14 protein-coding genes are annotated in these 23,502 nt (G+C 46.6%); 10 read left to right on the forward strand and 4 right to left on the reverse strand.

The genetic code is table 11. The annotated features are described in order from the left end of the window. Positions 1-39 precede the first annotated feature (39 nt). From hrpB to OO774_RS02955, 10 genes are all read left to right on the forward strand, one after another. Positions 40-2,523 carry an ATP-dependent helicase HrpB gene (hrpB, locus tag OO774_RS02910; RefSeq protein WP_264904503.1) on the forward strand — a complete coding sequence of 828 codons (2,484 nt, stop codon included), beginning with the start codon at positions 40-42 and terminating at the stop codon, positions 2,521-2,523. Continuing rightward, positions 2,516-4,888, forward strand: coding sequence for a penicillin-binding protein 1B (mrcB, locus tag OO774_RS02915; RefSeq protein WP_264904504.1), 2,373 nt, complete (start codon positions 2,516-2,518; stop codon positions 4,886-4,888). The genes hrpB and mrcB overlap by 8 nt, the downstream gene beginning before the upstream one ends. 137 nt (positions 4,889-5,025) lie before the next feature. Continuing rightward, positions 5,026-7,344 (forward strand): patatin-like phospholipase family protein, encoded by a 2,319-nt coding sequence (locus OO774_RS02920; RefSeq protein WP_264904506.1) that lies wholly within the window; start codon positions 5,026-5,028, stop codon positions 7,342-7,344. 267 nt (positions 7,345-7,611) lie between these two features. Then, positions 7,612-10,209, forward strand: coding sequence for a bifunctional aconitate hydratase 2/2-methylisocitrate dehydratase (gene acnB, locus OO774_RS02925; protein WP_264904508.1), 2,598 nt, complete (start codon positions 7,612-7,614; stop codon positions 10,207-10,209). A 164-nt stretch (positions 10,210-10,373) separates the two neighbouring features. Continuing rightward, on the forward strand, positions 10,374-10,742 hold the full coding sequence (locus OO774_RS02930; RefSeq protein ID WP_264904509.1) for a YacL family protein: 369 nt from the start codon (positions 10,374-10,376) through the stop codon (positions 10,740-10,742). A 189-nt stretch (positions 10,743-10,931) separates the two neighbouring features. Beyond that, on the forward strand, positions 10,932-11,270 hold the full coding sequence (locus tag OO774_RS02935) for a P-II family nitrogen regulator (protein WP_005386570.1): 339 nt from the start codon (positions 10,932-10,934) through the stop codon (positions 11,268-11,270). Positions 11,271-11,298: 28 nt separating this feature from the next. Next, positions 11,299-12,528, forward strand: a complete 1,230-nt coding sequence (locus OO774_RS02940; protein ID WP_264904565.1) for an ammonium transporter — start codon at positions 11,299-11,301, stop codon at positions 12,526-12,528. A gap of 154 nt (positions 12,529-12,682) precedes the next feature. Next, entirely contained in the window at positions 12,683-13,696 is a 1,014-nt protein-coding gene (locus tag OO774_RS02945; RefSeq protein WP_264904567.1) for a Fe(3+) ABC transporter substrate-binding protein, read from the forward strand. A gap of 191 nt (positions 13,697-13,887) precedes the next feature. After that, complete coding sequence (locus OO774_RS02950) at positions 13,888-15,513, forward strand: iron ABC transporter permease (protein ID WP_264904568.1); 1,626 nt, start codon at positions 13,888-13,890, stop codon at positions 15,511-15,513. Beyond that, positions 15,513-16,544: an ABC transporter ATP-binding protein gene (locus OO774_RS02955; protein ID WP_264904569.1), complete on the forward strand. Its 1,032-nt coding sequence runs from the start codon at positions 15,513-15,515 to the stop codon at positions 16,542-16,544. Before OO774_RS02950 ends, OO774_RS02955 begins: the two co-directional genes overlap by 1 nt. 105 nt (positions 16,545-16,649) lie before the next feature. On the opposite strand, the gene OO774_RS02960 is transcribed toward OO774_RS02955, so the two are convergent. The 4 genes from OO774_RS02960 to OO774_RS02975 form a co-directional block, all read right to left on the reverse strand. Then, positions 16,650-18,062, reverse strand: a complete 1,413-nt coding sequence (locus OO774_RS02960) for a phosphoglucomutase/phosphomannomutase family protein (RefSeq protein ID WP_264904570.1) — start codon at positions 18,060-18,062, stop codon at positions 16,650-16,652. Between the two features lie 122 nt (positions 18,063-18,184). After that, positions 18,185-20,593, reverse strand: coding sequence for a N,N'-diacetylchitobiose phosphorylase (locus OO774_RS02965; protein WP_264904572.1), 2,409 nt, complete (start codon positions 20,591-20,593; stop codon positions 18,185-18,187). 85 nt (positions 20,594-20,678) lie between these two features. Beyond that, positions 20,679-22,598, reverse strand: a complete 1,920-nt coding sequence (locus OO774_RS02970; RefSeq protein ID WP_264904573.1) for a family 20 glycosylhydrolase — start codon at positions 22,596-22,598, stop codon at positions 20,679-20,681. A gap of 8 nt (positions 22,599-22,606) precedes the next feature. Next, the gene (locus OO774_RS02975) at positions 22,607-23,497 is read right to left on the reverse strand and encodes an N-acetylglucosamine kinase (RefSeq protein WP_264904575.1); all 891 of its coding nucleotides are present in this window, start codon (positions 23,495-23,497) and stop codon (positions 22,607-22,609) included. Between the last annotated feature and the right edge of the window lie 5 nt (positions 23,498-23,502).

The raw sequence follows: 23,502 nt of genomic DNA on the forward strand, positions 1-23,502 counted from the left end.
GTACAATGATTACCATCATTACATCACAAGGTATTTCCTTTGTCACAACTGCCGATTGAATCCGTGATGCCTCAGCTACTTGCGGCGGTCGAAAATCAACATCAGGTCATCCTAAAAGCCGCTCCGGGCGCGGGTAAGTCGACTTACTTTCCTCTCCAACTACTTAAGCACCAATTGGTCACTGGCAAAATTATTATGCTGGAGCCAAGACGATTGGCTGCCAGAAATATCGCTCGGTATTTGTCTGAACAACTAGGGGAGCGAGTTGGACAGAGAGTTGGTTATCGTGTTCGCGGCGAGACAAAGGTAAGCGCTGCAACGCAACTGGAGATTGTGACAGAAGGGATCATGACGCGCATGATCCAAAACGACCCTGAACTGGATGGCGTCGATCTACTAATCTTTGATGAATTTCATGAACGTAGTATTCATGCCGATACCGCATTAGCATTCAGTTTAGAAGTTCAGGAAGCGCTGCGTGATGATCTCAAGCTGGTGGTGATGTCGGCAACGCTCGATCAAGATGCTTTGCAAGCGTTGCTACCCGAAGCGAGTTTTATTCAATCAAAAGGGCGCAGTTTTGCTGTTGAAACGCGCTATGCTCCTTTGGCCGTTAATGATCATCTTCCTGTTGTCATGGCCAAAACGATTGAGAGCTTGATCAATAAAGAATCCGGCTCTTTACTGGCTTTTCTTCCCGGTGTGGCGGCGATTAAGCAGGTTGAAGAACGCTTATCGCATTTGCCAACGGAGGTCGAAGTGTGCCCACTATACGGCCAGCTTAGTTTTGCTGAGCAGCAAAAAGCGATCTCTCCGGCGGCAAAGGGTAAACGTAAAGTCGTACTGGCAACCAACATCGCCGAAACCTCCCTGACGATTGAAGGCATTCGCCTTGTTGTGGATTCTGGTTTAGAGCGTATTGCGCGTTTTGATCTAAAAAATGGCCTCACCCGTCTTGAGCAGGTACGTATTGTCCAGTCTTCTGCAATTCAGCGTATGGGGCGAGCAGGCCGAATAGAAGAGGGGATTTGTGTCCGTCTCTATTCTGAAAGTCAGTTCAAACAGCAACCAACGGTGCCACAACCGGAAATTCTGCATTCTGATCTGGCGAGTTTGGTTATGGAGTTAGCGTTCTGGGGCGCGAGCGATATTCAGGACCTAAAATGGCTCAATATTCCCTCTCAAGCTGCATTGAATCAGGCCAAGCAACTGTTAGTTTCACTTGGGCTTTTAACTGAGCAAGGTCAATTGACGGCTGACGGCAGGCAGGCGCATGAGCTCGGTGTTGAGCCTCGCGCTGCGGCTATGTTGATTAAATCTGCGCAGCACAGTGAGAAGATGTTAAATACTGCGCTTGCAGCGGTCGCCCTTATAGAAGAGCCAGAAAGAAACGTCACCAATATTGCTCATAGCTTGCATCGCTGGGTAAAAGGAACACATCCGAAAAGGTCGCTGTTGCTTAAACGCGCGCAATCTTTGTCTAACAAGCTGGATGGTGCCTTTTCCGTTACTGATGTCGATGAGAGTGCGCTGTCACTGGTGTTGAGCCTGGCGTTCCCGGATCGTATTGCTCAGCAACGCATCTCTCACCAACGAAATAAGCAATATGGTCGATTCACGTTATCGAATGGTCATGGTGCGGAATGTCGCCCCGACGATACGTTAGGTGCCAGTGAATATTTAGTCACGATTGATCTTATGCGTTCACATTCCAATTCGAGTCAAATTCATTTGGCGTGTGAATTGGACGTCAACTTACTGCAAACCACGTTTAAGTCGCTATTTTCATCTAAAGAACTGGTGGATTGGGATGAAAAAAGAGGGCGTTTAATCGCGCAGCGGCAACAAAAACTCGGTCAGTTGGTGATAGGGTGTGAGTCGTTACCGAGTCCGGGCAAAGAAAAAATGACACAAGCTTTACTCACTTATGTCCGCCGTCAGGGGGTGAGCAGTTTAAACTGGACGCCAGCAGCAGAAAGCTTGCTTGAGCGCATTCGCTGTGCAATAGAGTGGCTTCCAGAGCAACCTTGGCCAAGTTTTGATGAAGCGAGTTTACTTGAATCGTTAGAAGAGTGGCTAGAACCGTACATGGCGTCCGTCTCGTCGGTAAAAGAGCTGAGTAAGGTCAATCTGACTGAAGCCTTAAATGCGCGTTTAGGCTGGCCGTTAAATCAAAATCTAGATGAGTGGCTACCAGAACACTACCAGCTACCGACCGGAACAAAAAAACGCATTCGATATCAATACGGTCATGAGCCTGTGTTATCAGTCAGAATGCAGGAAGTCTTTGGCGAAAGCACATCGCCAACCGTTGCTTTAGGGCGTAAACCTTTAGTGCTGGAGTTACTTTCTCCAGCGAAGCGTCCACTGCAAGTGACCACCGACCTCGCGGCCTTCTGGAAAGGCAGTTATAAAGACGTGCAAAAAGAGATGAAAGGGCGCTACCCAAAACACGTTTGGCCAGACGATCCTGCAAACCATGTAGCGACAACGAAAACCAAAAGACAATTGAATAATGACTAACAGTAAAAAGCCAAGCACAAAAAAAGCGCCTGCGAAGAAAAAAACAGCAGCGAAAAGTACGGCAACACGTACTAAACGTACTTCGGGTAAAAAGCCGGACAATGGTAAACGTTCGTGGTTGAAAACGTTGTGGTCGTTTGGCTGGAAATCGAGTATTGCGCTGGCTGCGGTATTGTTGTTTATCGGGATCTATTTAGATAGCGTGGTAAAAGAGCGTTTTGATGGCCAGCTATTTGAACTGCCAACCGTTGTTTACGCACGAATCCTGAATTTGAGTCCGGGTGAAAATATCTCTATCAAAGAGCTGCGTAATGAACTAGATGTACTCAGCTATCGAAAGGTGAGCACGCCGCGTTATCCGGGGGAATATTCTTCGTCTTCTACTCGCATTGAATTAATTCGTCGTCCATTTGAATTCGCCGATGGCCCTGAACCAGATCGCCACGTGATGCTGCATTTCTCTGACGGTGGTTTACAGCGCATTCAGTCTTTGGAATCCAGAGGGGATCTTGGCTATTTGCGCCTTGAACCTAAGATGCTGGGTATGCTGGAGAAAGATCAGGATGAGCAACGACTGTTTTTACGCCGAGACCAGTTCCCGGAAATTTTAGTGGATGCGCTACTGGCTACTGAAGATCGAAACTTCTATCAACATGACGGGGTTTCTCCGCTGGCCATTGGGCGCGCGCTTGTGGCTAATATTAAGGCTGGCCGCACGGTCCAGGGCGGCAGTACACTGACTCAGCAGTTGGCGAAAAACCTGTTTTTAACCCGAGACAAAACATTGTGGCGAAAGCTACGTGAAGCCTATATTGCGTTGATTCTGGATTATCGCTACAGCAAAGATCGTATTCTGGAAGCGTATTTAAACGAAGTGTATTTAGGGCAAAGTGGTGGTGAAGCGATCCATGGCTTTGGTTTAGCTTCTCGTTACTACTTTGGCCAGCCGATCAGTGAGCTACGCGTCGATCAACTTGCCATGTTAGTCGGCATGGTCAAAGGGCCGTCTTATTACAACCCTATTCGCTATCCAGAGCGAACCAAAGATCGCCGTGACTTGGTGCTACGTCTGTTAATGCAACAAAATCTACTGACGGCACAAGAATATGATCAAGCAGCCAGTCGTACACTTGATACGCAAAGTAATCCGCGCATTGCCAGTCGTCAGCCTGCCTACTTCCAGCAATTGAATATTGAGCTGAAAGAAAAAGTCGGTGAACGTTTTAAGGCGGAAACGGGGCTGAGAGTCTTCACCTCACTGGATCCGGTTTCACAAAGCAAAATGGAAAAAGCTATCGCGAAAAAGATCCCTGAGTTGGCGAAGCGAGGCGGTAAAGATCTCGAAGCGGCGGCGGTTGCGGTAGACCGTCACAGTGGCGAAATCCGTGCGATGGTTGGTGGGAAACGAACAGGTTATGATGGATTTAACCGAGCGCTTAATGCGAGCCGTCCTATCGGTTCTTTGGTGAAGCCCGCTATTTACCTGACGGCACTTGAGCAACCGGAAAAGTACAATCTGGGTACAACGCTGCATGACACGCCGTTAAGCCTGAAAGGAAGTGAAGGTACGGTTTGGACACCACGTAACTACGATCGTAAATATCGTGGCGATGTTCCACTTTATCTTGCGTTAGCGAAGTCGCTTAATGTACCAACCGTGCGTTTGGGTATGGAGCTAGGCATTCCTGAGGTGACGGATACGTTAGAGCGTTTGGGCGTGAGCAAAAATGAAATCCGCCCAGTGCCTTCAATGTTCCTTGGGGCGTTTTCATTGACGCCGCTTGAGGTAGCTCAGATGTACCAGACTCTGACAAACTCAGGCAAACGAGCCAGATTAACAGCACTTCGCTCAGTCATTGATATGGAAGGAAATGTTCTGTACCAATCACTGCCTCGCTCTTCTCGTGAGGTTGATGAACAAGCGGCTTGGCTCACCACTTACGCGATGAAGCAAGGTGTTGCTCAAGGAACGGGGCGCTATTTGCAGAATCAATTCTCTTGGGCTGCATTGGCTGGCAAAACAGGGACCAGTAATGATACCCGCGACAGTTGGTTTGTGGGCGTAGACGGTCGAGAAGTGACCACTATCTGGCTTGGGCGTGACGACAATAAACCAATCAACCTAACTGGAGCGAGTGGCGCTTTACGCGTGTATGCCGAATATTTGTCTCAGCGCATTCCTGAACGTTTAGCATTACCCTGGCCTCGAGAAGTGACAACGCTGGGGTTCAAACAAACAGCCGAAGGTGGGTTGGAAATGAATTGCCGTAGCGAATATAAACTGCCAGTTTGGGATAAAACCGGTCAGGTAAAGCAGCAGTGTGAGAAAAAGTCTAACTGGCTTAATGATTTATTTAACTGGTAGTATCGCTAAACTGTAAGTATAAACTTGTTTCACTGGCCAATTCTTAGTACATATTAGGGCGAAAAAGCTGGGAAGCTAGGTTCACTACCATTGCCAGCATGCTTTCTGTAGCCAGAATTTCGATAAAGGAAAAGTGCATGTTCAAAAAGTTGTCATTTAGCCCGTTAACTCGCTACTTCGCGCTTTGGCTGAGCTTCTTTTTGATCACTATGCCTTCAGTCTCCCTGGCTCAGAAAGAGACTTCTGCGTCGCGACCTAAAATCGCGGTGGTTCTCGCTGGTGGTGGTGCAAAAGGTGCCGCCCATATAGGCGTGTTGAAAGCACTGGAAGAGATGCACATTCCGGTCGATATCATAACCGGAACGAGCATGGGCGCGTACGTTGGCGGCTTGTATGCGACTGGTATGAGCGCGGATGAGATTGAGAGCTTTATTTACACAGTGGACTGGAACGGCGGTTATCGAGATCGCGTAGACCGAAGCCAGCGTCGAGTTCGCGATAAAGAGTATGAGGACCGTTACCAGATTTACACCGATCTTGGGCTACGCTTGACCGAAGTAAGAGCACCAACCGGTGTGGTGCAAGGACAAAACATGCTGCGTATCCTGCGTGAAAGCACCGGTAATTTGGGGCGTTTTGATTCCTTTGATGAACTCGCCATTCCGTATCGCTCTGTCGCAACGGATATCTTAGACCTTGAAGAAGTCGTCATTGGTAATGGCTACTTGGTGGATGCGATGATGGCCAGTATGTCTGTGCCAGGCGCGCTCCCGCCATATGAGTTAAATGGTCACATGCTGGTGGATGGCGGCGTAGTAAATAACATGCCGGTTGATGTGGCTCGTGCAATGGGTGCAGATGTGGTGATTGCCGTAGATATCAGCACTGATTACAAAACCAAAGAAGACTTTACCGGGTTGTTTACTGTCGCCGATCAGCTTTCCAATTACCTTGTCCGCCGCAGCACTCAGGGGCAGGTGGAAGCGCTTCATGAACAAGATATCTATATTCGTCCCAATGTTGGCCAAATGGAAACCGTTGAGTTTGATAAGATGCCATCGGCGTTTCAGTCAGGGTATGAAATCACTCAAACGATGGCTTCGAAATTAGAAGGTTTGAGTTTATCCAGTGCGGATTACCAAGGTTACATTGAACATAAACAAGAAGTCCGTAAAGGCTTGGTTTATGGTGATGATCGTGTTGTTGATGACGTCGTGATCATCAATAACACTCACTACAGTGATGTACTGTTGACCAACCGTCTGCATTTGGAGACAGGGCGAAAAATCTCCACGCAAGAAATAGAAAAAGCGGTTGAAAACCTCTACGCGCTTGATCGCTTTGAACTGATTACTTACCACTTTGAAGAAGAAAATGGCTCCTCGCGATTAGTTTTTACCGTCAACGAAAAGTCATGGGGCCCGAATTACCTCAACTTTCGATTTTTCCTTGAAGATGATTTTGACACTGACAGCCAATATGGCATTGGCTTGTCGACCAATTTCACCAACCTAAACTCACATGGAGCAGAACTGGCATTTAATGTCGAAATGGGTACGGATAAGCTGATTGAAGCTGAACTGTACTCGCCAGTCATGTCCAGCCAGCAGCTTTTCGTTTCCGGACGCCTGGCCTACAGTAACGAAAGTAGAAACTTACCGCTGAGTGACTTCCAGAACCCAGATATTAGTGCCGTCGATGATTTCCTACCTGTGTCGTACAGCGATTTTACATCAGAGCTTTCTATTGGCCTTCAACCCACGTTATGGCAAGAATTACGGATGGGAGCCCGATACTCAACAGGCAGCATTGAGCTTTCTACATTGGCATCGGCGGGTAATCTGGATTTTGACCGGCTCGGCGTATTTGCGAGTTATCGTTTAGACACGCTTGATGACTTTGCTTTCCCTACTCGTGGTTTATTGGTTGATTTGGAGTATTTGGTTTCTCATGACAAAAGCCCGGAAGGTGATAACTTCTTGGAATCCGAGTCATCAGTCGAGGATACAGTGTATGAAATTTCTGCCCGATTTAAAGGTGCAGTAAGTCATCAGCGTCATACTTTAGTCGGACATGCCGAGTACAGTTTTGTAGAGAGCAAAAACTCAACCATACCACTCGATCCGAGAGAGCTCGGCGGCTTTTTAAACCTTTCGGGGATTCCGAGAAACAGCCTGATTGGTCAGGATTTATTCTTTAGCAGTCTGGTCTACCGCTATAAATGGTTCGATAATGACTTCGGATTGTTCGAAGCTCCGGTATATATAGGGGCTTCCGTAGAGTATGGCGGAGTATGGTCGGATAATGACCTCAATTTAAATGAAGCGCCACTGTATAATGCCGGCTCGGTATTTTTTGGTGTCGATTCCCCAATCGGGCCTATAATGTTGTCTTACGGTCGTACAGAGCAGAACTTGGAGGCTGTGTACTTAATCGTAGGAACCTCGTTTAATTAATTGCTAAAAAAAGGCATAGCCTCAGCATATTTGCTCAAAATTAGCAGAACTTTAGTCGTAAGTTGCTATGTTGGTCAAAATGATGAGATTTTAATTGAAGGTTAAATTTGCTATTATTTGGCCCACAGTTTGGCCTCTACGGCGCTGTTTCTCAATCATAATTGAATGAAAACAAGGGCAATGGAGAGCCAAGTTTCCAAGGATGTTCACTCCTTTACTTTAAAAATAGTAATAATAGAGGAGGAACCGCAATGAGAGGAAAAAGTCGTGCTTGAAGCCTACCGTAAACACGTCGAAGAGCGTGCTGCCGAAGGAGTTGTACCTAAACCACTAGACGCTGAGCAAGTTGCTGGCCTTGTGGAACTTCTTAAAAATCCCCCTCAAGGTGAAGAAGCGTTCCTTCTTGACCTGCTAGAGAACCGAATTCCACCAGGTGTTGATGAAGCCGCTTATGTTAAAGCTGGTTTTCTGACTGCAGTAGCAAAAGGTGAAGTTTCTTCTCCGTTAGTTAGCCGTGAAAAAGCGGCGCAGTTGCTAGGTACTATGCAAGGTGGTTACAACATCGAGCCTCTAGTAGACCTACTGGACGACGATGCTCTAGCGTCAATTTCAGCAAAAGCGCTATCTCATACACTGCTTATGTTTGATGCTTTCTACGATGTGGAAGAGAAAGCAAAAGCAGGCAACGCGCATGCACAACAAGTTCTACAATCTTGGGCTGACGCGGAATGGTTCCAGTCTAAGCCTCAGCTACAAGAAAAAATCACTCTGACTGTATTCAAGGTTACTGGTGAAACTAACACCGATGACTTGTCTCCAGCACCAGACGCTTGGTCTCGCCCTGATATCCCAGTTCACGCATTAGCAATGCTGAAGAACGAGCGCGAAGGCATCAACCCAGATCAACCAGGCAGCATCGGTCCGATCAAACAGATCGAAGAACTGCAATCTAAGGGCCATCAGCTTGTTTACGTTGGTGACGTAGTAGGTACGGGGTCTTCTCGTAAATCGGCAACTAACTCAGTGCTTTGGTTCATGGGTGATGATATCCCTAACGTTCCAAACAAGCGTGCTGGTGGTTATGTTCTAGGTGGCAAAATTGCACCTATCTTCTTCAACACCATGGAAGATGCAGGCGCACTACCAATCGAAGTTGACGTATCTAAACTGAACATGGGCGACGTTATCGACGTTTACCCATTTGAAGGTAAAGTTTGTAGCCACGAAACTGGCGAAACATTGGCTGAGTTTAAGCTAAAAACAGACGTTCTTATCGACGAAGTACGTGCTGGCGGTCGTATCCCACTGATCATCGGTCGTGGTCTGACTGACAAAGCGCGTCAATCTCTAGGTCTAGAGCCTGCAGATTTCTTCCGTAAGCCTGGTGATGTTGCTGATTCAGGCAAAGGTTACTCACTTGCACAGAAGATGGTTGGTAAGGCGTGTGGCGTAGAAGGTGTTCGTCCGGGCACTTACTGTGAGCCTAAGATGACGACGGTTGGTTCTCAGGATACAACAGGTCCTATGACGCGTGACGAGCTTAAAGACCTTGCGTGTCTCGGCTTCTCTGCAGACCTAGTAATGCAGTCTTTCTGTCACACATCGGCGTACCCTAAACCAGTTGACGTAAACACACACCACACACTTCCTGACTTCATCATGAACCGTGGCGGTGTATCTCTACGTCCGGGTGACGGCGTTATCCACTCATGGCTAAACCGTATGCTTCTGCCTGATACAGTAGGTACAGGTGGTGACTCGCATACTCGTTTCCCACTAGGTATCTCATTCCCAGCAGGTTCTGGTCTGGTTGCATTCGCAGCAGCAACAGGCGTTATGCCTCTGGACATGCCAGAGTCAATCTTGGTTCGTTTTAAAGGTGAAATGCAACCAGGTATTACGCTACGTGACCTCGTTCATGCAATCCCTTTGTACGGCATCAAGCAAGGTCTGTTGACGGTTGAGAAAGCAGGTAAAATCAACGAATTCTCTGGCCGTGTTCTAGAAATCGAAGGTGTTGAGCATCTAACGGTTGAGCAAGCGTTTGAACTTTCAGATGCGTCAGCAGAGCGTTCAGCTGCAGGTTGTACCGTTAAGCTGTCTCAAGAGTCAATCGAAGAGTACCTGAACTCGAACATCACGATGCTTAAGTGGATGATCTCGGAAGGTTACGGCGATCGTCGTACTATCGAGCGTCGTATCACTGCGATGCAAGAGTGGTTGGATAACCCAGAGCTGATGGAAGCGGATGCGGATGCGGAATACGCGCACGTAATCGAGATCGATCTAGCGGAAATCAACGAGCCAATCCTATGTGCTCCAAACGATCCTGATGATGCTCGTCTACTCTCTGACGTTCAAGGTACACAAATCGATGAAGTCTTCATCGGTTCATGTATGACTAACATCGGTCACTTCCGCGCTGCAGGTAAACTGCTTGAGCAATGGGGTGGTCAGCTAGATACGCGTCTATGGGTGGCTCCGCCAACTAAGATGGACCGCGATCAGCTAACGGAAGAAGGTTACTACGGTATCTATGGCCGTGCTGGTGTTCGTATCGAAACTCCAGGATGTTCACTATGTATGGGTAACCAGGCGCGCGTAGCAGACAAAGCAACAGTTATGTCTACTTCAACGCGTAACTTCCCGAACCGTCTGGGTACAGGCGCGAATGTTTACCTATCTTCTGCAGAGCTTGCGGCAGTAGGTGCAATTTTAGGTCGTATTCCAACCAAGGAAGAGTATCTGGAGTACGCGGCGAAGATCAACGCGACAGCCGCTGATACCTACCGTTACCTGAACTTCCATAAGATGGATCAGTACACTAAGAAAGCGGATACGGTTATCTTCCAAGAGCCGGCATAAGTACAGCAGCGAAATGCACCAATAATAAGCACCTCGAAAGAGGTGCTTTTTTTATGTCTAATCTATGTGTTGCGGCGCGTTGAAGTTTGGTTGTGCAAGTCATTTGGGGATTCATACCGAATTCGTTATACTCCGCACCAATTTGATACGAAAAGGCAATCTCGATGGAATTTGAATTCATCCGCAATACTTTGATGGGCGAGTACTACGTAAAATGCAGCATGGGGCATGAGATTGTAGGTCGCTGGCTGCAGGAAGAAATTGGTAAAGATCCCGCCAAAATCCATCAAGTCGAAGTGTTGGTTGAACAATCTTTTTCTTCACCTTCTCAAGAACATACTTTAACTGGTACTGAAATTAGCGTGATTATTCATGGTGATGAGGTATTGGTTCAGGAAAACATCTTGTCACATGGCTATGAACAGGAGCTTGAAAGTGAGTTCGAATTCTATGACAGTGAAAGCACGGCTAGCTGTGGTCTTGAAGACTTTGTGACACTTATAGAGCAATGGAAAGATTTCTTGAACATTTAATGCACAGTTTTGGGTAATCAACCTTAGCTTGCTTTAAATTTGGGAAGAAGGCGCACTATTATGGTGCGCCTTTTTTTGTTTATAGCGTCACTAATAGATTATAGTTCTTTTAAATCAGTCACTTAAAAACTTGGCACGTAGATTGGATTATTAGAAGTGTTTCAGAATGAATGCTTCGGAGAGAATTTAATGAAAATAATCAATGCCATTATTAAACCATTTAAGTTAGACGATGTTCGTGAAGCGTTGGCTGACGTCGGCATCGAAGGGATGACAGTATCAGAGGTTAAAGGTTTTGGCCGTCAAAAAGGCCACACCGAGTTGTACCGCGGAGCGGAGTACCAAGTTGACTTTCTACCAAAAGTAAAAATAGAAATCGCAACTCATGCAGACAATGTCGATCGTGTGGTAGAAGCCATCACAAAAGCGGCGCAAACAGGAAAAATTGGTGACGGTAAAATTTTCGTATACGACCTGAATCAAGCTGTTCGCATCCGTACTGGTGAAATGGACGCAGAAGCACTTTAAAAGTATTCAAGGGATTGGAGACACTATTATGGAATTAGCAACAATAGTAACAGAGTTACGTTACGCACTAGACACTTTTTTCTTCCTCATTTCCGGTGCATTGGTCATGTGGATGGCAGCGGGCTTTGCCATGCTTGAAGCTGGCCTCGTTCGCTCTAAAAACACAACAGAAATTTTGACTAAGAACTTTTGCTTGTACGCGATTGCCTGTACGACTTACTTAGTCGTTGGTTACAACATCATGTATGTCGATAATGGCGAAGGTGGTTGGTTGCCATCATTAGGCGCTCTTATTGGTTCTCAAGGTGAGGGTGCAGACCACTCGCTAGAATCTGACTTTTTCTTCCAGGTAGTATTTGTTGCGACAGCGATGTCTGTTGTATCAGGTGCAGTTGCTGAGCGTATGAAGCTATGGTCATTCCTGATCTTCTCTGCAATTCTGACTGCATTTATCTACCCAATGGAAGGTTACTGGACTTGGGGCGGCGGCTTCCTGTCAGCAGCAGGCTTCAGCGACTTTGCTGGCTCAGGTATTGTACACATGGCTGGTGCATCAGCAGCTTTAGCGGGTGTTTTGTTACTTGGCGCTCGTAAAGGTAAATACGGCAAGAATGGTGAAATCCACCCAATCCCAGGTTCAAACATGCCGCTTGCAACACTGGGTACGTTCATTCTATGGTTTGGTTGGTTTGGTTTTAACGGCGGTTCTCAGCTAATGCTCTCTGACTTCGAGAACGCAACAGCAGTAGGTCAAATCTTCCTAAACACCAACGCAGCAGCAGCGGCAGGTGCAATTGCAGCACTATTTGTATGTAAGACAACGTGGGGCAAAGCTGACCTGACTATGATCCTAAACGGTGCATTGGCTGGTTTGGTAGCTATCACTGCAGATCCGCTTTCACCATCACCACTTTACGCTGTTGCCATTGGTGCAGTTGCTGGTGTAATCGTAGTATTTAGTATCATCGGCCTAGACAAGCTTAAGATTGATGATCCAGTTGGTGCGATTTCTGTACACGGTGTGTGTGGTTTCTTTGGCCTAATGGTCGTTCCTCTAAGCAACGGTGACGCGACATTTGGTGCTCAGCTTCTAGGTGCGGCAGTTATCTTTGCTTGGGTATTCGGTGCAAGTCTGGTTGTTTGGGCAATCTTGAAAGCTACTGTTGGCATTCGAGTAAGCGAAGAAGAAGAGATGGAAGGCATGGATATGCACGACTGTGGTGTAGGCGCTTACCCAGAGTTCGTGACAGCGAAGTAAAGTTTACCATGTAGCATGTTGTTACACTTCACATAATAAAAACCTGCCACTAATGGCAGGTTTTTTTGTATCGGTCATTGTTTTACTATTGAAGATAAATATAATAACGCAACTGATAAACGTTATCATTGAGAATACTCTAAAGGATTGATCCATGAAAAAAGTGCTAACTCTTTCTGCTTTAGCTTGTGTGACACTTGCTCCAACAGCAATGGCTGCTGAAGAAGTGAACGTGTATTCATACCGTCAGCCATTCTTGGTTGAACCTATGTTTAACGAGTTTACCAAAGAGACCGGTATCAAAGTAAATGTGAAGTTTGCTAAGACGGGTCTGGCAGAAAAGCTGGTTCAAGAAGGCGAATACAGTCCTGCTGATGTTCTTCTAACTGTTGATATCAGTCGTTTAGCAGAGTTAACGAAAAAAGGCGTGGTTCAGCCAGTAGATAGCCCAGTTCTAGAGAAAAATATCCCAGCGCAGTACCAGGATACAGCAAATGAGTGGTTTGCTCTGACGACCCGTACTCGTAGCGTATATTCCTCTCGTGACCGTGTAGGCAAACTAGGTGAAGACTTCACTTACGCTGACCTGGCTAAACCTGAGTTTAAGGGTAAGATCTGTACTCGTAGTGGTAAGCACCCATACAACGTATCTCTTGTTTCTTCTATGATCGCTCATCAAGGTGAAGCGGCAACAAAAGAATGGCTAGAAGGCGTTAAAGCTAACCTTGCCCGTAAGCCTCAAGGCAATGACCGTGCTCAGGTTAAAGCGATCAAAGAAGGTCTATGTGACGTTTCTCTTGGTAACAGCTACTACCTAGGTAAGATGGTTAATGACAAAGAGCAGAAAGCTTGGGCTGATGCGGTATACATTAACTTCCCTAATCAAGAAACAACAGGTACTCACGTAAACATCTCTGGCATGGCGATGGCGAAATATTCGCCAAACAAAGCGAATGCACTTAAGCTGATGGAATTTTTAGCTGGTGATACTGCACAAAGCATGTACGCAGAAGTGAACTTTGAATACCCAGTGAAAGCTGACGTTAAGCCTTCTGAGCTAGTAGCATCTTGGGGTGAATTTAAAGCAGATACTCTTTCTCTAGATGAGATTGCTGATCACCACGAAGCTGCTATCAAGCTACTAGACGAAGTTAAGTTCGATCTTTAATCGTTCGCTTGATATCAATCGGTGAGAAGTTGAACCACCGATGATAAATTTACAGCCTCAAGTCGCTCTTTTATCAGGGCTACTTGAGGTTGTTTGTTTATAAGGGTATAACTAGCCCTAATTAATTAAAAGGATATGAGATGTATTTGCAGGTGCATTTATCTCTCACTCAGCCTGGCTGTAATTAGGCAATGAAAGAAAAGAATTATATATGGAAAACCAGTAGCGGAGCGTTGGCTTTGCTACTGGTTTTACCGATCTTAGCGATCTTCTACACCGCCGTTGGTGATACGGATGAGCTGTTTGCGCACCTTATGGCGACAGTCATGCCTACCTATATCTATAACACTATTACGCTAACCATAGGTGTGATGGTGTTGTCTCTCGTCTTTGGCATTCCGAGTGCCTGGTTTATGGCGATGTGTAAGCTGCCTACCGAAAAATGGTTGCAGTGGGCACTGGTTTTACCGTTAGCGATGCCGGGATACATCATCGGGTATATTTTTACCGATTGGTTTGATTTTGCCGGTCCGATACAAATCTTTTTACGTGATTTAACTGGGTGGGGCCCCAAAGAGTACTGGTTCCCGGATATTCGTACTTTGCCCGGAGCAACGTTTGTGCTGGCCCTTGTTTTGTATCCATACATCTATCTGCTCTGTCGAGCTGCATTCATGGAACAAAACGTGTCACTGTTGCAAAGTGCGCGTCTTCTTAAGTGCTCACCATGGGAAAGCTTCAGGCGTATTTCTCTTCCTCTGGCTCGTCCTTCAATGGCTGTTGGCTTATCTCTGGTTGCGATGGAGACCATCGGCGACTTTGGCACCGTCAGCTACTTTGCCGTTAATACGTTAACAACCGCGGTATACGATACTTGGCTTGGATACTCTAATCTTAATGCTGCGGCCAAAATTTCCGCCATCATGCTAGTGATCGTCGTGCTGCTATTAAGTACAGAGCGTTACAGCCGAAGAAAGCAGAAACTATTCCAAAGCCAGTTCAATAGCCACGAAGATTTCCGTTATGAATTGACGGGCTGGAAAAAATGGGCAGCACTGATTTGGTGTTGGGGACTGGTTTTAATCGCATTTATCCTGCCGCTAATGCAGTTGGTTGACTATTCAATTACTTACTTCGAGCAAAGTTGGACGCCACAATTCCGTGAATATGCCTGGAATAGTCTGGTTGTATCGGTTATCGCGGCCATCATTGGTGTCGCTGTTGCACTGGTGGTGAATTTTACTTACCGAGTCAATAGCAAGAGAACAACGCTTGCATTTATGCGCTTATCCTCAATGGGCTATGCCGTGCCCGGAACCGTATTGGCGATTGGTGTCATGGTCGCGGTTTTATTTATGGATCACCGAGTCAATGATGTCGCAAAAGTGATGGAGTGGGGCAGACCTGGACTGATTTTCTCAGGCTCTATGTTCGCGTTGATATTTGCTATGGTTGTGCGTTTCTCTGCTGTGGCAATTGGTAGTATCGAGAGCAACTTAAACAAAATCTCCCCTTCCTTGGACATGGCTTCACGTACCATGGGGTGTACACCAAATACCATGCTGTGGCGTGTGCACCTACCACTGGTCAAGCGTGGCGCGCTTATCGCAGCTCTGTTGGTTTTTATCGAATCAATGAAAGAGCTCAATGCGGCGCTTCTTCTGCGTCCGTTTAATTTTGAAACACTGGCAACGTACGTTTATAACTTTGCTTCCGATGAGCATCTAGAGTTGGCTGCTTTACCGGCTGTGTTATTGGTTTTTGTTGGGTTGATCCCACTTGTTGTCGTTAACCGTTCACTGGAGCAAAATCACTAATGAGCTGCGCATTATCAATTAAAAACCTGACCTGCCACTACGATGACCAAACGGTTTTAGAGTCATTATCTCTTGAGGTTGAGCAAGGCCAGATTGTGTGTCTGTTGGGTGCTAGTGGCTGTGGTAAAACGACATTACTGAAAGCGGTAGCGGGATTGCTGCCTTTGTCTTCTGGGCAAATGAGTCTCAATAGCTTGATTATTGATGATGGTGAGAACTGGCTACCGCCAGAGCAGCGGAATATCGGTATGATTTTTCAAGACTACGCGCTATTTCCGCACCTTACTGTGGCTGAGAATATCGCTTTTGGTTTGAAGAATGAAACGGCGCAACAGAAGCTTTTGAAAGTGGAAGAGATGTTGGGGTTGGTTCACTTAAAAGGCTATGGGGATCGCTATCCTCATCAGCTGTCAGGTGGTCAGCAGCAACGTGTGGCTATTGCCCGTTCTTTGGCTTACAAACCTGATTTGCTGTTATTGGATGAGCCGTTTTCCAACATTGATACTCAAGTGCGTCACGAGTTGATTCGCGAGATCCGTAAAATTTTTAAGCAACAAGGTGTAACTGCGATTTTCGTTACTCACAGTCGAGAGGAAGCGTTTGCCTTTTCCGATAAAATGGCTGTGATGAACAATGGTGTTATTGAGCAGTATGGAACAGCTTCAGAGTTGTACTACCAGCCTTCGAGCAAATTTGTCGCTGATTTCCTGGGCGGTGGTAGCTATCTGGCTGCAACCAGAGTGTCAAAAGGCGAGTTTGAGACGCATCTGGGTGTGATAGAAGCAAGTGCTCAACAGGACATTCAATTGCAGGAGGAATGTGCGTTACTACTTCGTCCCCAACATGTTCAGGTTCAGGCCGATGAAGAAAGCGCCGTGAAAGTGCTGGAGCAACACTTTATGGGTGATCACTGCCGCTATGTGATTGATGTCAACGGAGACAGATTGCTGGCTACTTCCGTGCAGGCTTTGAATGTGGGTGACAGCGTTGCAGTAAAAATCGATACTCAGGGTGTATTGGCGTTCGCTTAACGTTTTTATTCCAGAAATAAAAAGGCCCGGCGGTGATGCCGGGCAAGTGTTCCTCTACTTGCGACTTAAGTGACTGCCAGCAACTTTAAGCCAGACAAGTTCAGGTTAAAGAGACAAGAAGCCTTTAAACTGTTGAAGAACACGTTTCGCAGTATCTTTGTCTTCCATCTCGGCAAATATACGCAATAGCGGCTCAGTGCCAGAGAAGCGAGCAATAATCCATCCACCGTTCTTAAAGTAGACTTTTGCGCCGTCTTCGTAGCTGACTTTTTCGATTTCAAATTCAAACTCAGGCAGTTGTTTATCAACATAAATCTTGTTGAATAGCGCTTCTTTTTGCCCAGATTTGAACTTGCAATCACCTTCAGCCATATAGGCATAGCCATACTTACTGTAGATTTCATCTAATAGCTCGGATAGCTTCTTACCAGTAACAGAAATCATTTCTACCAATAAGCTGGAAGCAAACACCCCATCTTTGCCTTTTATATGGCCACGAATGGTTAAACCCCCTGAACTTTCCCCGCCGATCAACGAGTCATCCGCTTCCATTTGAGAGCTGATGTGCTTGAAGCCTACTGGTACCTCAAAGCATTTTTCACCGTGATCTTGTGCGATTTTATCGAGCAGGTGAGTGGTTGCGATGTTACGTACTACTGAGCCTTTCCAGCCTTTGTATTCCAGTAAGTAGTAATACAATAAGATCAGCACTTCGTTGGGATGAATGAAATTCCCTTTTTCATCGATAATGCCCAAACGGTCAGCATCACCATCAGTGCCGATACCAATGTCGTAACCTTGTTCTTCGACTAAGTGCATCAAACGGTAAAGCGTTGCTGCACTTGGTGATGGCATTAAGCCACCAAAATCTGGATTTTTACCATCGTTGATGACATCCACGTCACAACGACCATTGATCAACACAGTCTGTAGCGCATTTTTTGCCACACCAAACATAGGATCGACAAGCACACGGAGGTTAGCTTTTTTGATCGCTTCTATATCGATAAAGTTGATGATTGAATCCACGAATTCGTTCATCGGGTTAATGACTTCAATTAAGTGATCATCGATAGCCTGTTCAAAGTCGACGCTTTTCACATCGCTTGCTGTGAGCGTGGCGATTTGATCTTCAATCTTTTGGGTGATGATTTCATCCGCGTCCCGACCGCCTTCGATAAAGATTTTTATCCCGTTGTAGTCAGCGGGGTTATGTGAAGCAGTGATGCATGCTGAGTAAGCGCAGTTCATCTCCTTGGCTTTGAACATAACGATCGGCGTTGGGACAAACTTATCAATGAAGCTGACGACAATGCCATTTGCTGCCAGTACCTCAGCAAACCAGCGGCCTGCTTTGTCAGAAAGAAAGCGGCGATCATAGCCAATCACAAAGCCGCGTTCCGCGACAGATTCTGCGTTGGTGATGTTTGCGACTGCTTGAGCAACCAAGCGTACATTCTCTTTAGTGAATTCTTCACCAATGAATGCGCGCCAGCCACCTGTACCAAATTTGATCATGATTCGATCCTCAATAAGAACGGTAACGGGCCGTACCTTATTTATTTGCTAGCGAACCGGTGCACTCATTCATCATTAGGTGCACCGGAAAAATTAAAAGGGGAACGTTTTCCCAAAGCGAATTAACCTAAGGTAACGATCACTTCGTTTACCGAGCCTTCAGGTTGTACGGGTACTGATGTTCCATTTACCGCTTCACCGTTCAGAGTGATCGACTTTACGCCTTTACTTACAGCATCTGGGTTTACCACTTTGATGTTGTACGTCGCGCCCAGCCATTGGCGAGTCACTGCAAAACCTGGCCAGTTAGTTGGAATACATGGGTCGATAGTTAATCCATCAAAACCAGCACGAACACCGAGAATGAAGTTTGTGACCGCAAAGTAAGCCCAGCCTGAGGTGCCCGTTAGCCACGGGTGGTTAGCACGACCGTGATCCTGATGATCGCGTCCCATGATGAACTGAACATATGAGTAAGGTTCTGCAACACGTTTTTCGATGATGTCGTTTTGGTTGTATGGGTTGAGTGCATCGTAGAACTTCATTGCACGGTCACCGCGGCCTAGTTTCGCTTCTGCTACCCATGCCCAAGGATTTGGATGTGAGAAAATAGCGCCGTTTTCTTTCACGCCTTGGTATACGCGTGTCACGAATCCGATATCGTCGTTTGGTGTTGCGAATGATGGCGAGTTCAGGTGCAAGCCGTATTCAGAGAACAGGTTCTCATCTACCGCGTCCATTGCCTTTTCGCCACGTTCTTGAGATACCGCTCCAGATAGAACGGCTAGAGTGTTTGACTCAAGGTGTACACGGCCTTCTTTTTGCTGCGCAGTACCGATCTTGTCACCGTTTTTCGTGAGACCACGGATGTACCAACCGCCTTCTTCGTCCCAAAGGTGGGTTTCACATGCTTCACGAACGTTGGCCGCTATCTCTGTATATTTCTCAATGTCAGCCTCTTTACCTAGGAATTTGGCCAGGTCGATGAATTCTTGTAGCGCCCAGAAATGTAGGAAAGACACCATTGATGATTCGCCACCACCTAGGTTGAGACAGTCGTTCCAGTCTGCGCGTAGTCCTTTACAGATCCCTGTCTGGCCCACATATTCAGCAGAGAAGTCTAACGCTGCTTTCATGTGCTCATAAACCGTTGCATCGCCGCCATCTGCGTAAGGGATTACTTCATCAAAGAAGCTGTGCTCGCCTGTTTCCATCACGTATTTACAGATGGTTGGCACTAACCATAGATGATCATCAGAACAGGTGTCCTCAATGCCGTGGATCTTGTCTTCGTCAGACGGAGTCGGAACCACTGTTGGTGACTTAGATGGTTTCACATCTGCTTTCTCTGGATCGAACCAGTCAGGATCAAACAGGTGTAGACCGTAACCTGCTTTAACTTGGCCACGTAGCAGATCGACAATGCGTTTGCGTGTCATTTGTGGGTTTGCATGAGGCACCGAAATCGCATCTTGTGCCGTATCACGGTAGCCAAGGCCCGTACGACCGCCAACTTCGATGAAAGAAGCAAAACGAGACCAAACCACACACGTCTCTGCTTGGTATAGCGTCCAAGCGTTGATCATGGTATCCAGACCTTCGTTTGGCGATGTCACTTGGAATTTGCCACAACGCTCATCCCAGTGTGCTTTGATGCCAGCAAATGCGTTATCTACTTCTGCTAGGTCTTGGTATTTAGTACGTAGACGCTCACCATTGCCTTTACCGATACCTAGGATGTAAGCGAAGCGAACTTCTTCGCCTGGTTGGATGGTGAATTGCTTGTGCAGAGAACCGCAGTGGTTGTAACAGGTTTGTGCAGTGTTAGAGCACTTGCCTTGTTCTACTGCAAGTGGGTTTGCTTCATCACGGTATAGCCCCAGGAAACTGTCACGCTGGCCGTCGTAGGAGTCAGGATCAAACGTAGAAGCTAAGTAATAGAAGCCTTCAAAATCGTTAGTGTTGTAGTACAGGTCGTATTCAATAACGCCTTGCTTGTATTCAGTTCCCGCAGAATACAGAGACATTTGGTGGTTTTGGTTATCCGACTGAATGTGGCTAAATGAGAACTCAACAAATGAGAAAGCGCTGATGGTGCGTGGTTTGTCAGAGGTGTTCTTAATGACGACATCCCAAATTTCCGCATCTTCACCTTTTGGTACGAATAGTGTTTTCGTTGCGGTAATGCCGCTGTATTCGCACTTGAATTTTGAGTACGACAAGCCGTGGCGAACTTCATAGTTCGCTACATCGAGGCTTTTCGCGACTGGCTGCCAAGAGATTGACCAGTAGTCACCCGTTTCATCATCTCTCAGATAAACGTAGTGTCCCGGGCGATCAAACGTCGCATTTGGACGGAATTTGGTCACGCGGTTGTATTCTGGTGAGTTGTAGAATGAGTAGCCACCCGCATTGTGTGAAATGACCGTGCAGAACTTTTCAGTACCTAAATAGTTGGTCCAAGGAGCAGGTACATCTGGACGGGTAATGACATATTCACGATTATCGTTATCGAAATAGCCGTATTTCATTTGTGTCGTTCCTTTTTACAAAGCTGCATGTGCAGCCAAAAATTAAAAAATTCTTGAAAGCGCGATGTCTTAACGTAGCTTTACGTTACTTCCATGGGTGACGGTAATTCACTCCCTGCAGGTCGAGCAGTGGAAGGTGTCCTTTCAAACGTGATAGGTAATCTGTCCAGTTCCGCTGTTGTTTATCGGTCCAGCATGCTTCTGCTAATGCTGTCAGGCGAGGGAATATCATGTAGTCCATGCGTGACTGGTTATTGATAATTTCGCACCAAAGTGCGGCCTGAATACCTCGAATACGTTTTCGAACCGGATCGTCATCTGCCACTTGTGCTAATGGTTCGTAGCTATACGCTGTTTCCAAAGGTATCGGGTTTGCCCAATCTACTCCGGGTTCTTCTGGTGCGTAATCTTGGGTCATATCCAGGTAAGTGGTTTGAGCAGGTTGCAGCACAACATCGAAGCCTTGGCGAGCGCAATTCAGCGCTGCATCTTCACTTAGCCATGAATAGATAACGGTATCTTTGCTGACTTTGTTACCATGCTGAGCTTCTTCCCACCCCAGCATTCGTTTACCAAGCTCGCGAAGTTTGTCTTCTGCATGACGCAAGTAGTGGCCTTGCAGTTCTTTGTAGTCGCTATAGCCTTGTTGCTCCATCAACGCCTGACAGGCTGGGCTTTTCGACCAGACGCCATGGGGGACTTCATCAGCTCCAATGTGGATGTACGGGGCTGGGAATAAAGCGGCGACTTCTTCCAGCACTTTGTCGATAAATTCGTAACTGCCCGGTAGCGCTGGGTTGATCACGTTATCGTTGTAGTGCTGAATACTGCGATACTCAGTGGTATCTTCTGCTTCTACCAGTAGGTGAGGCAGTGACTTAATGGCAGCGCGGCAGTGACCTGGAACATCAATTTCTGGTATGACGGTAATACTGCGCTGCGCCGCATAGGCAACCACTTCTTTTATTTCTTCTTGGGTATAAAACCCGCCATAACGCTGAGACAAATGCGTATATTGTGGCTCAATCGCCTCATCTAGCCCACGCCATGCCCCTATGCTGGTCAGCTCTGGCAGTGATTTAATCTCAATTCGCCAGCCTTCATCATCCGTAAGGTGCCAATGGAAGGTGTTGAATTTGTAGTGTGCCAATTGGTTGATAAGACGTTTTACTTGCTCTACGGAATGAAAGTGGCGTGCACAATCGAGCATCATTCCACGATATTTGAATCGCGGTCTGTCTTTAATTGAGCAACAGACAACTGCCTTATCATGGTCTCCCACACTTCGTTTGATAAGTTGTAGCAAGGTCGCGCTAGCATGCGTGAACCCAGACTTTGAACCTGCCTCAATTTTTATTGATTCTTCAGTCACTTTGAGCTTATAGGCACCTTTGTCTAGGGTCGGGTTACTTTTAAAGATAATCTGACTGTTATTAGATGGTGTAAGCTCAAATTGGTGAATACGTTTTAATTCATCGAGTAACCAATCTTTGGCTGAATTGGCTAAATCGGAGTAAGTACAGATACCAACACGGTTGTGAAGAGAGAAGTAATTATCGCTAACTTCAATTTGGTTTGGCTTAGGTAGTAGAGGCTGAGCATGAATCAGGCTCGGTGGAATTTCACTACGCTCACGGTACGGAGAAGCCAGAACGATAGGTGTTACGTCAACCTCGGCTCGCTGAACTTTACCATTGACGACAAAATCAACCAGAGCTTCATTTAATCCGTCTGAATAGTAGCGAAATGGATTTGAACCAATACTGAACTCACAATAGAAATTGTGATTAGCCTCCAGAACCATACTTTCGGGTTTGAGCGTACAGAAGCTACCAATTTGGTTAAGTACACCGTTAGATACACTGTAAGGTAAAATGTAACGATCGAAAGCAAACGTCAGATGCCAATCATCAAGATCTTGGTCACTTAGGTTATGAAAAGTGAGTCCAAATCGACAATTTTGCTTCAGTTCAGATAGGACAACGAGGTCAACGCGATATTCCATATCGACTCCTATTCTATCGATAGCGTGTAAAGGTTATGTTCAGGCTTGCCAGCGAACATGATGGCGCCTTCAATCGCATCAAACTGAGGTTTTACAATCCATTTCTGAACGGGCGGTGATAGCCAGTGGAGAATACGTTCAGCAATGCTGCCCATTAAACAAATTCGGGTCGCGCCACGCTTGTTAAGTGCCATGAGAAACATTTCTATATCCGAGGCAGTCTGTTTTAGCATTTCAATGGCGAGCGTATCGCCTTGCTGTGCATATTGGAAAATGGCCGGAGAAAACTGTCCGTAATCGCGAGGAAGTGCTTGTTTTGACCAAGCCACCACATTGTCTACGTCGTTTTCGAAGTGCGCCATGATGTGCTGGGCGAGCGGAGTTTTGTCTCGAATATCATCCTCTGCCAGTAAAACCTGCTGAATTAAGCGCAGCCCCATAACCGCTCCGCTACCTTGATCTGAGATTGGGAACTCGCGGCCTCCAACAACATGCTGTTGCAACCCTTTAAGGTAGATACCGCAAGATCCGGTGCCAGCAATCATGATGGCACCGTCTTGCCCATTATGTGCGCCGATGCAGGCACCGTATGCATCGGTGTTTAGTGTCATGCTGGCAAAAGGGTGGGCGAGAGACATAAAAGCATTCCAGGACGCTTTGTGTTCCGCCCCTGCAAGCGCGAGGCCCACATGCATAGACGAAAAATCTTGCTCAGATAACCCGCCTTGTTTCGCTGCCAACGCAATTGCCTCGATGATCGAAGCCATCGCCACTTCAGCACCAAGCATGATGTTTGCGCTGCCAGTTTTCGCTTCACCAAGAAAATTGCCCTCCGCATCTTTAATTCGGGCGCGGCAAGAAGTACCGCCACCATCAATACCGACAAAGTATATCGCCATGGTGA

The organism is Vibrio sp. STUT-A11, from assembly GCF_026000435.1.
In the GTDB taxonomy this organism is placed as follows: Bacteria; Pseudomonadota; Gammaproteobacteria; order Enterobacterales; family Vibrionaceae; genus Vibrio.

Coding starts and splice junctions, on each gene's coding strand:
- mrcB (WP_264904504.1), top strand. CDS start 2,516: ATGACTAACAGTAAAAAGCCAAGCACAAAAAAAGCGCCTGCGAAGAAA.
- OO774_RS02920 (WP_264904506.1), top strand. CDS start 5,026: ATGTTCAAAAAGTTGTCATTTAGCCCGTTAACTCGCTACTTCGCGCTT.
- OO774_RS02930 (WP_264904509.1), top strand. CDS start 10,374: ATGGAATTTGAATTCATCCGCAATACTTTGATGGGCGAGTACTACGTA.
- OO774_RS02935 (WP_005386570.1), top strand. CDS start 10,932: ATGAAAATAATCAATGCCATTATTAAACCATTTAAGTTAGACGATGTT.
- OO774_RS02940 (WP_264904565.1), top strand. CDS start 11,299: ATGGAATTAGCAACAATAGTAACAGAGTTACGTTACGCACTAGACACT.
- OO774_RS02945 (WP_264904567.1), top strand. CDS start 12,683: ATGAAAAAAGTGCTAACTCTTTCTGCTTTAGCTTGTGTGACACTTGCT.
- OO774_RS02950 (WP_264904568.1), top strand. CDS start 13,888: ATGAAAGAAAAGAATTATATATGGAAAACCAGTAGCGGAGCGTTGGCT.
- OO774_RS02955 (WP_264904569.1), top strand. CDS start 15,513: ATGAGCTGCGCATTATCAATTAAAAACCTGACCTGCCACTACGATGAC.
- OO774_RS02960 (WP_264904570.1), bottom strand. CDS start 18,062: ATGATCAAATTTGGTACAGGTGGCTGGCGCGCATTCATTGGTGAAGAA.
- OO774_RS02965 (WP_264904572.1), bottom strand. CDS start 20,593: ATGAAATACGGCTATTTCGATAACGATAATCGTGAATATGTCATTACC.
- OO774_RS02970 (WP_264904573.1), bottom strand. CDS start 22,598: ATGGAATATCGCGTTGACCTCGTTGTCCTATCTGAACTGAAGCAAAAT.
- OO774_RS02975 (WP_264904575.1), bottom strand. CDS start 23,497: ATGGCGATATACTTTGTCGGTATTGATGGTGGCGGTACTTCTTGCCGC.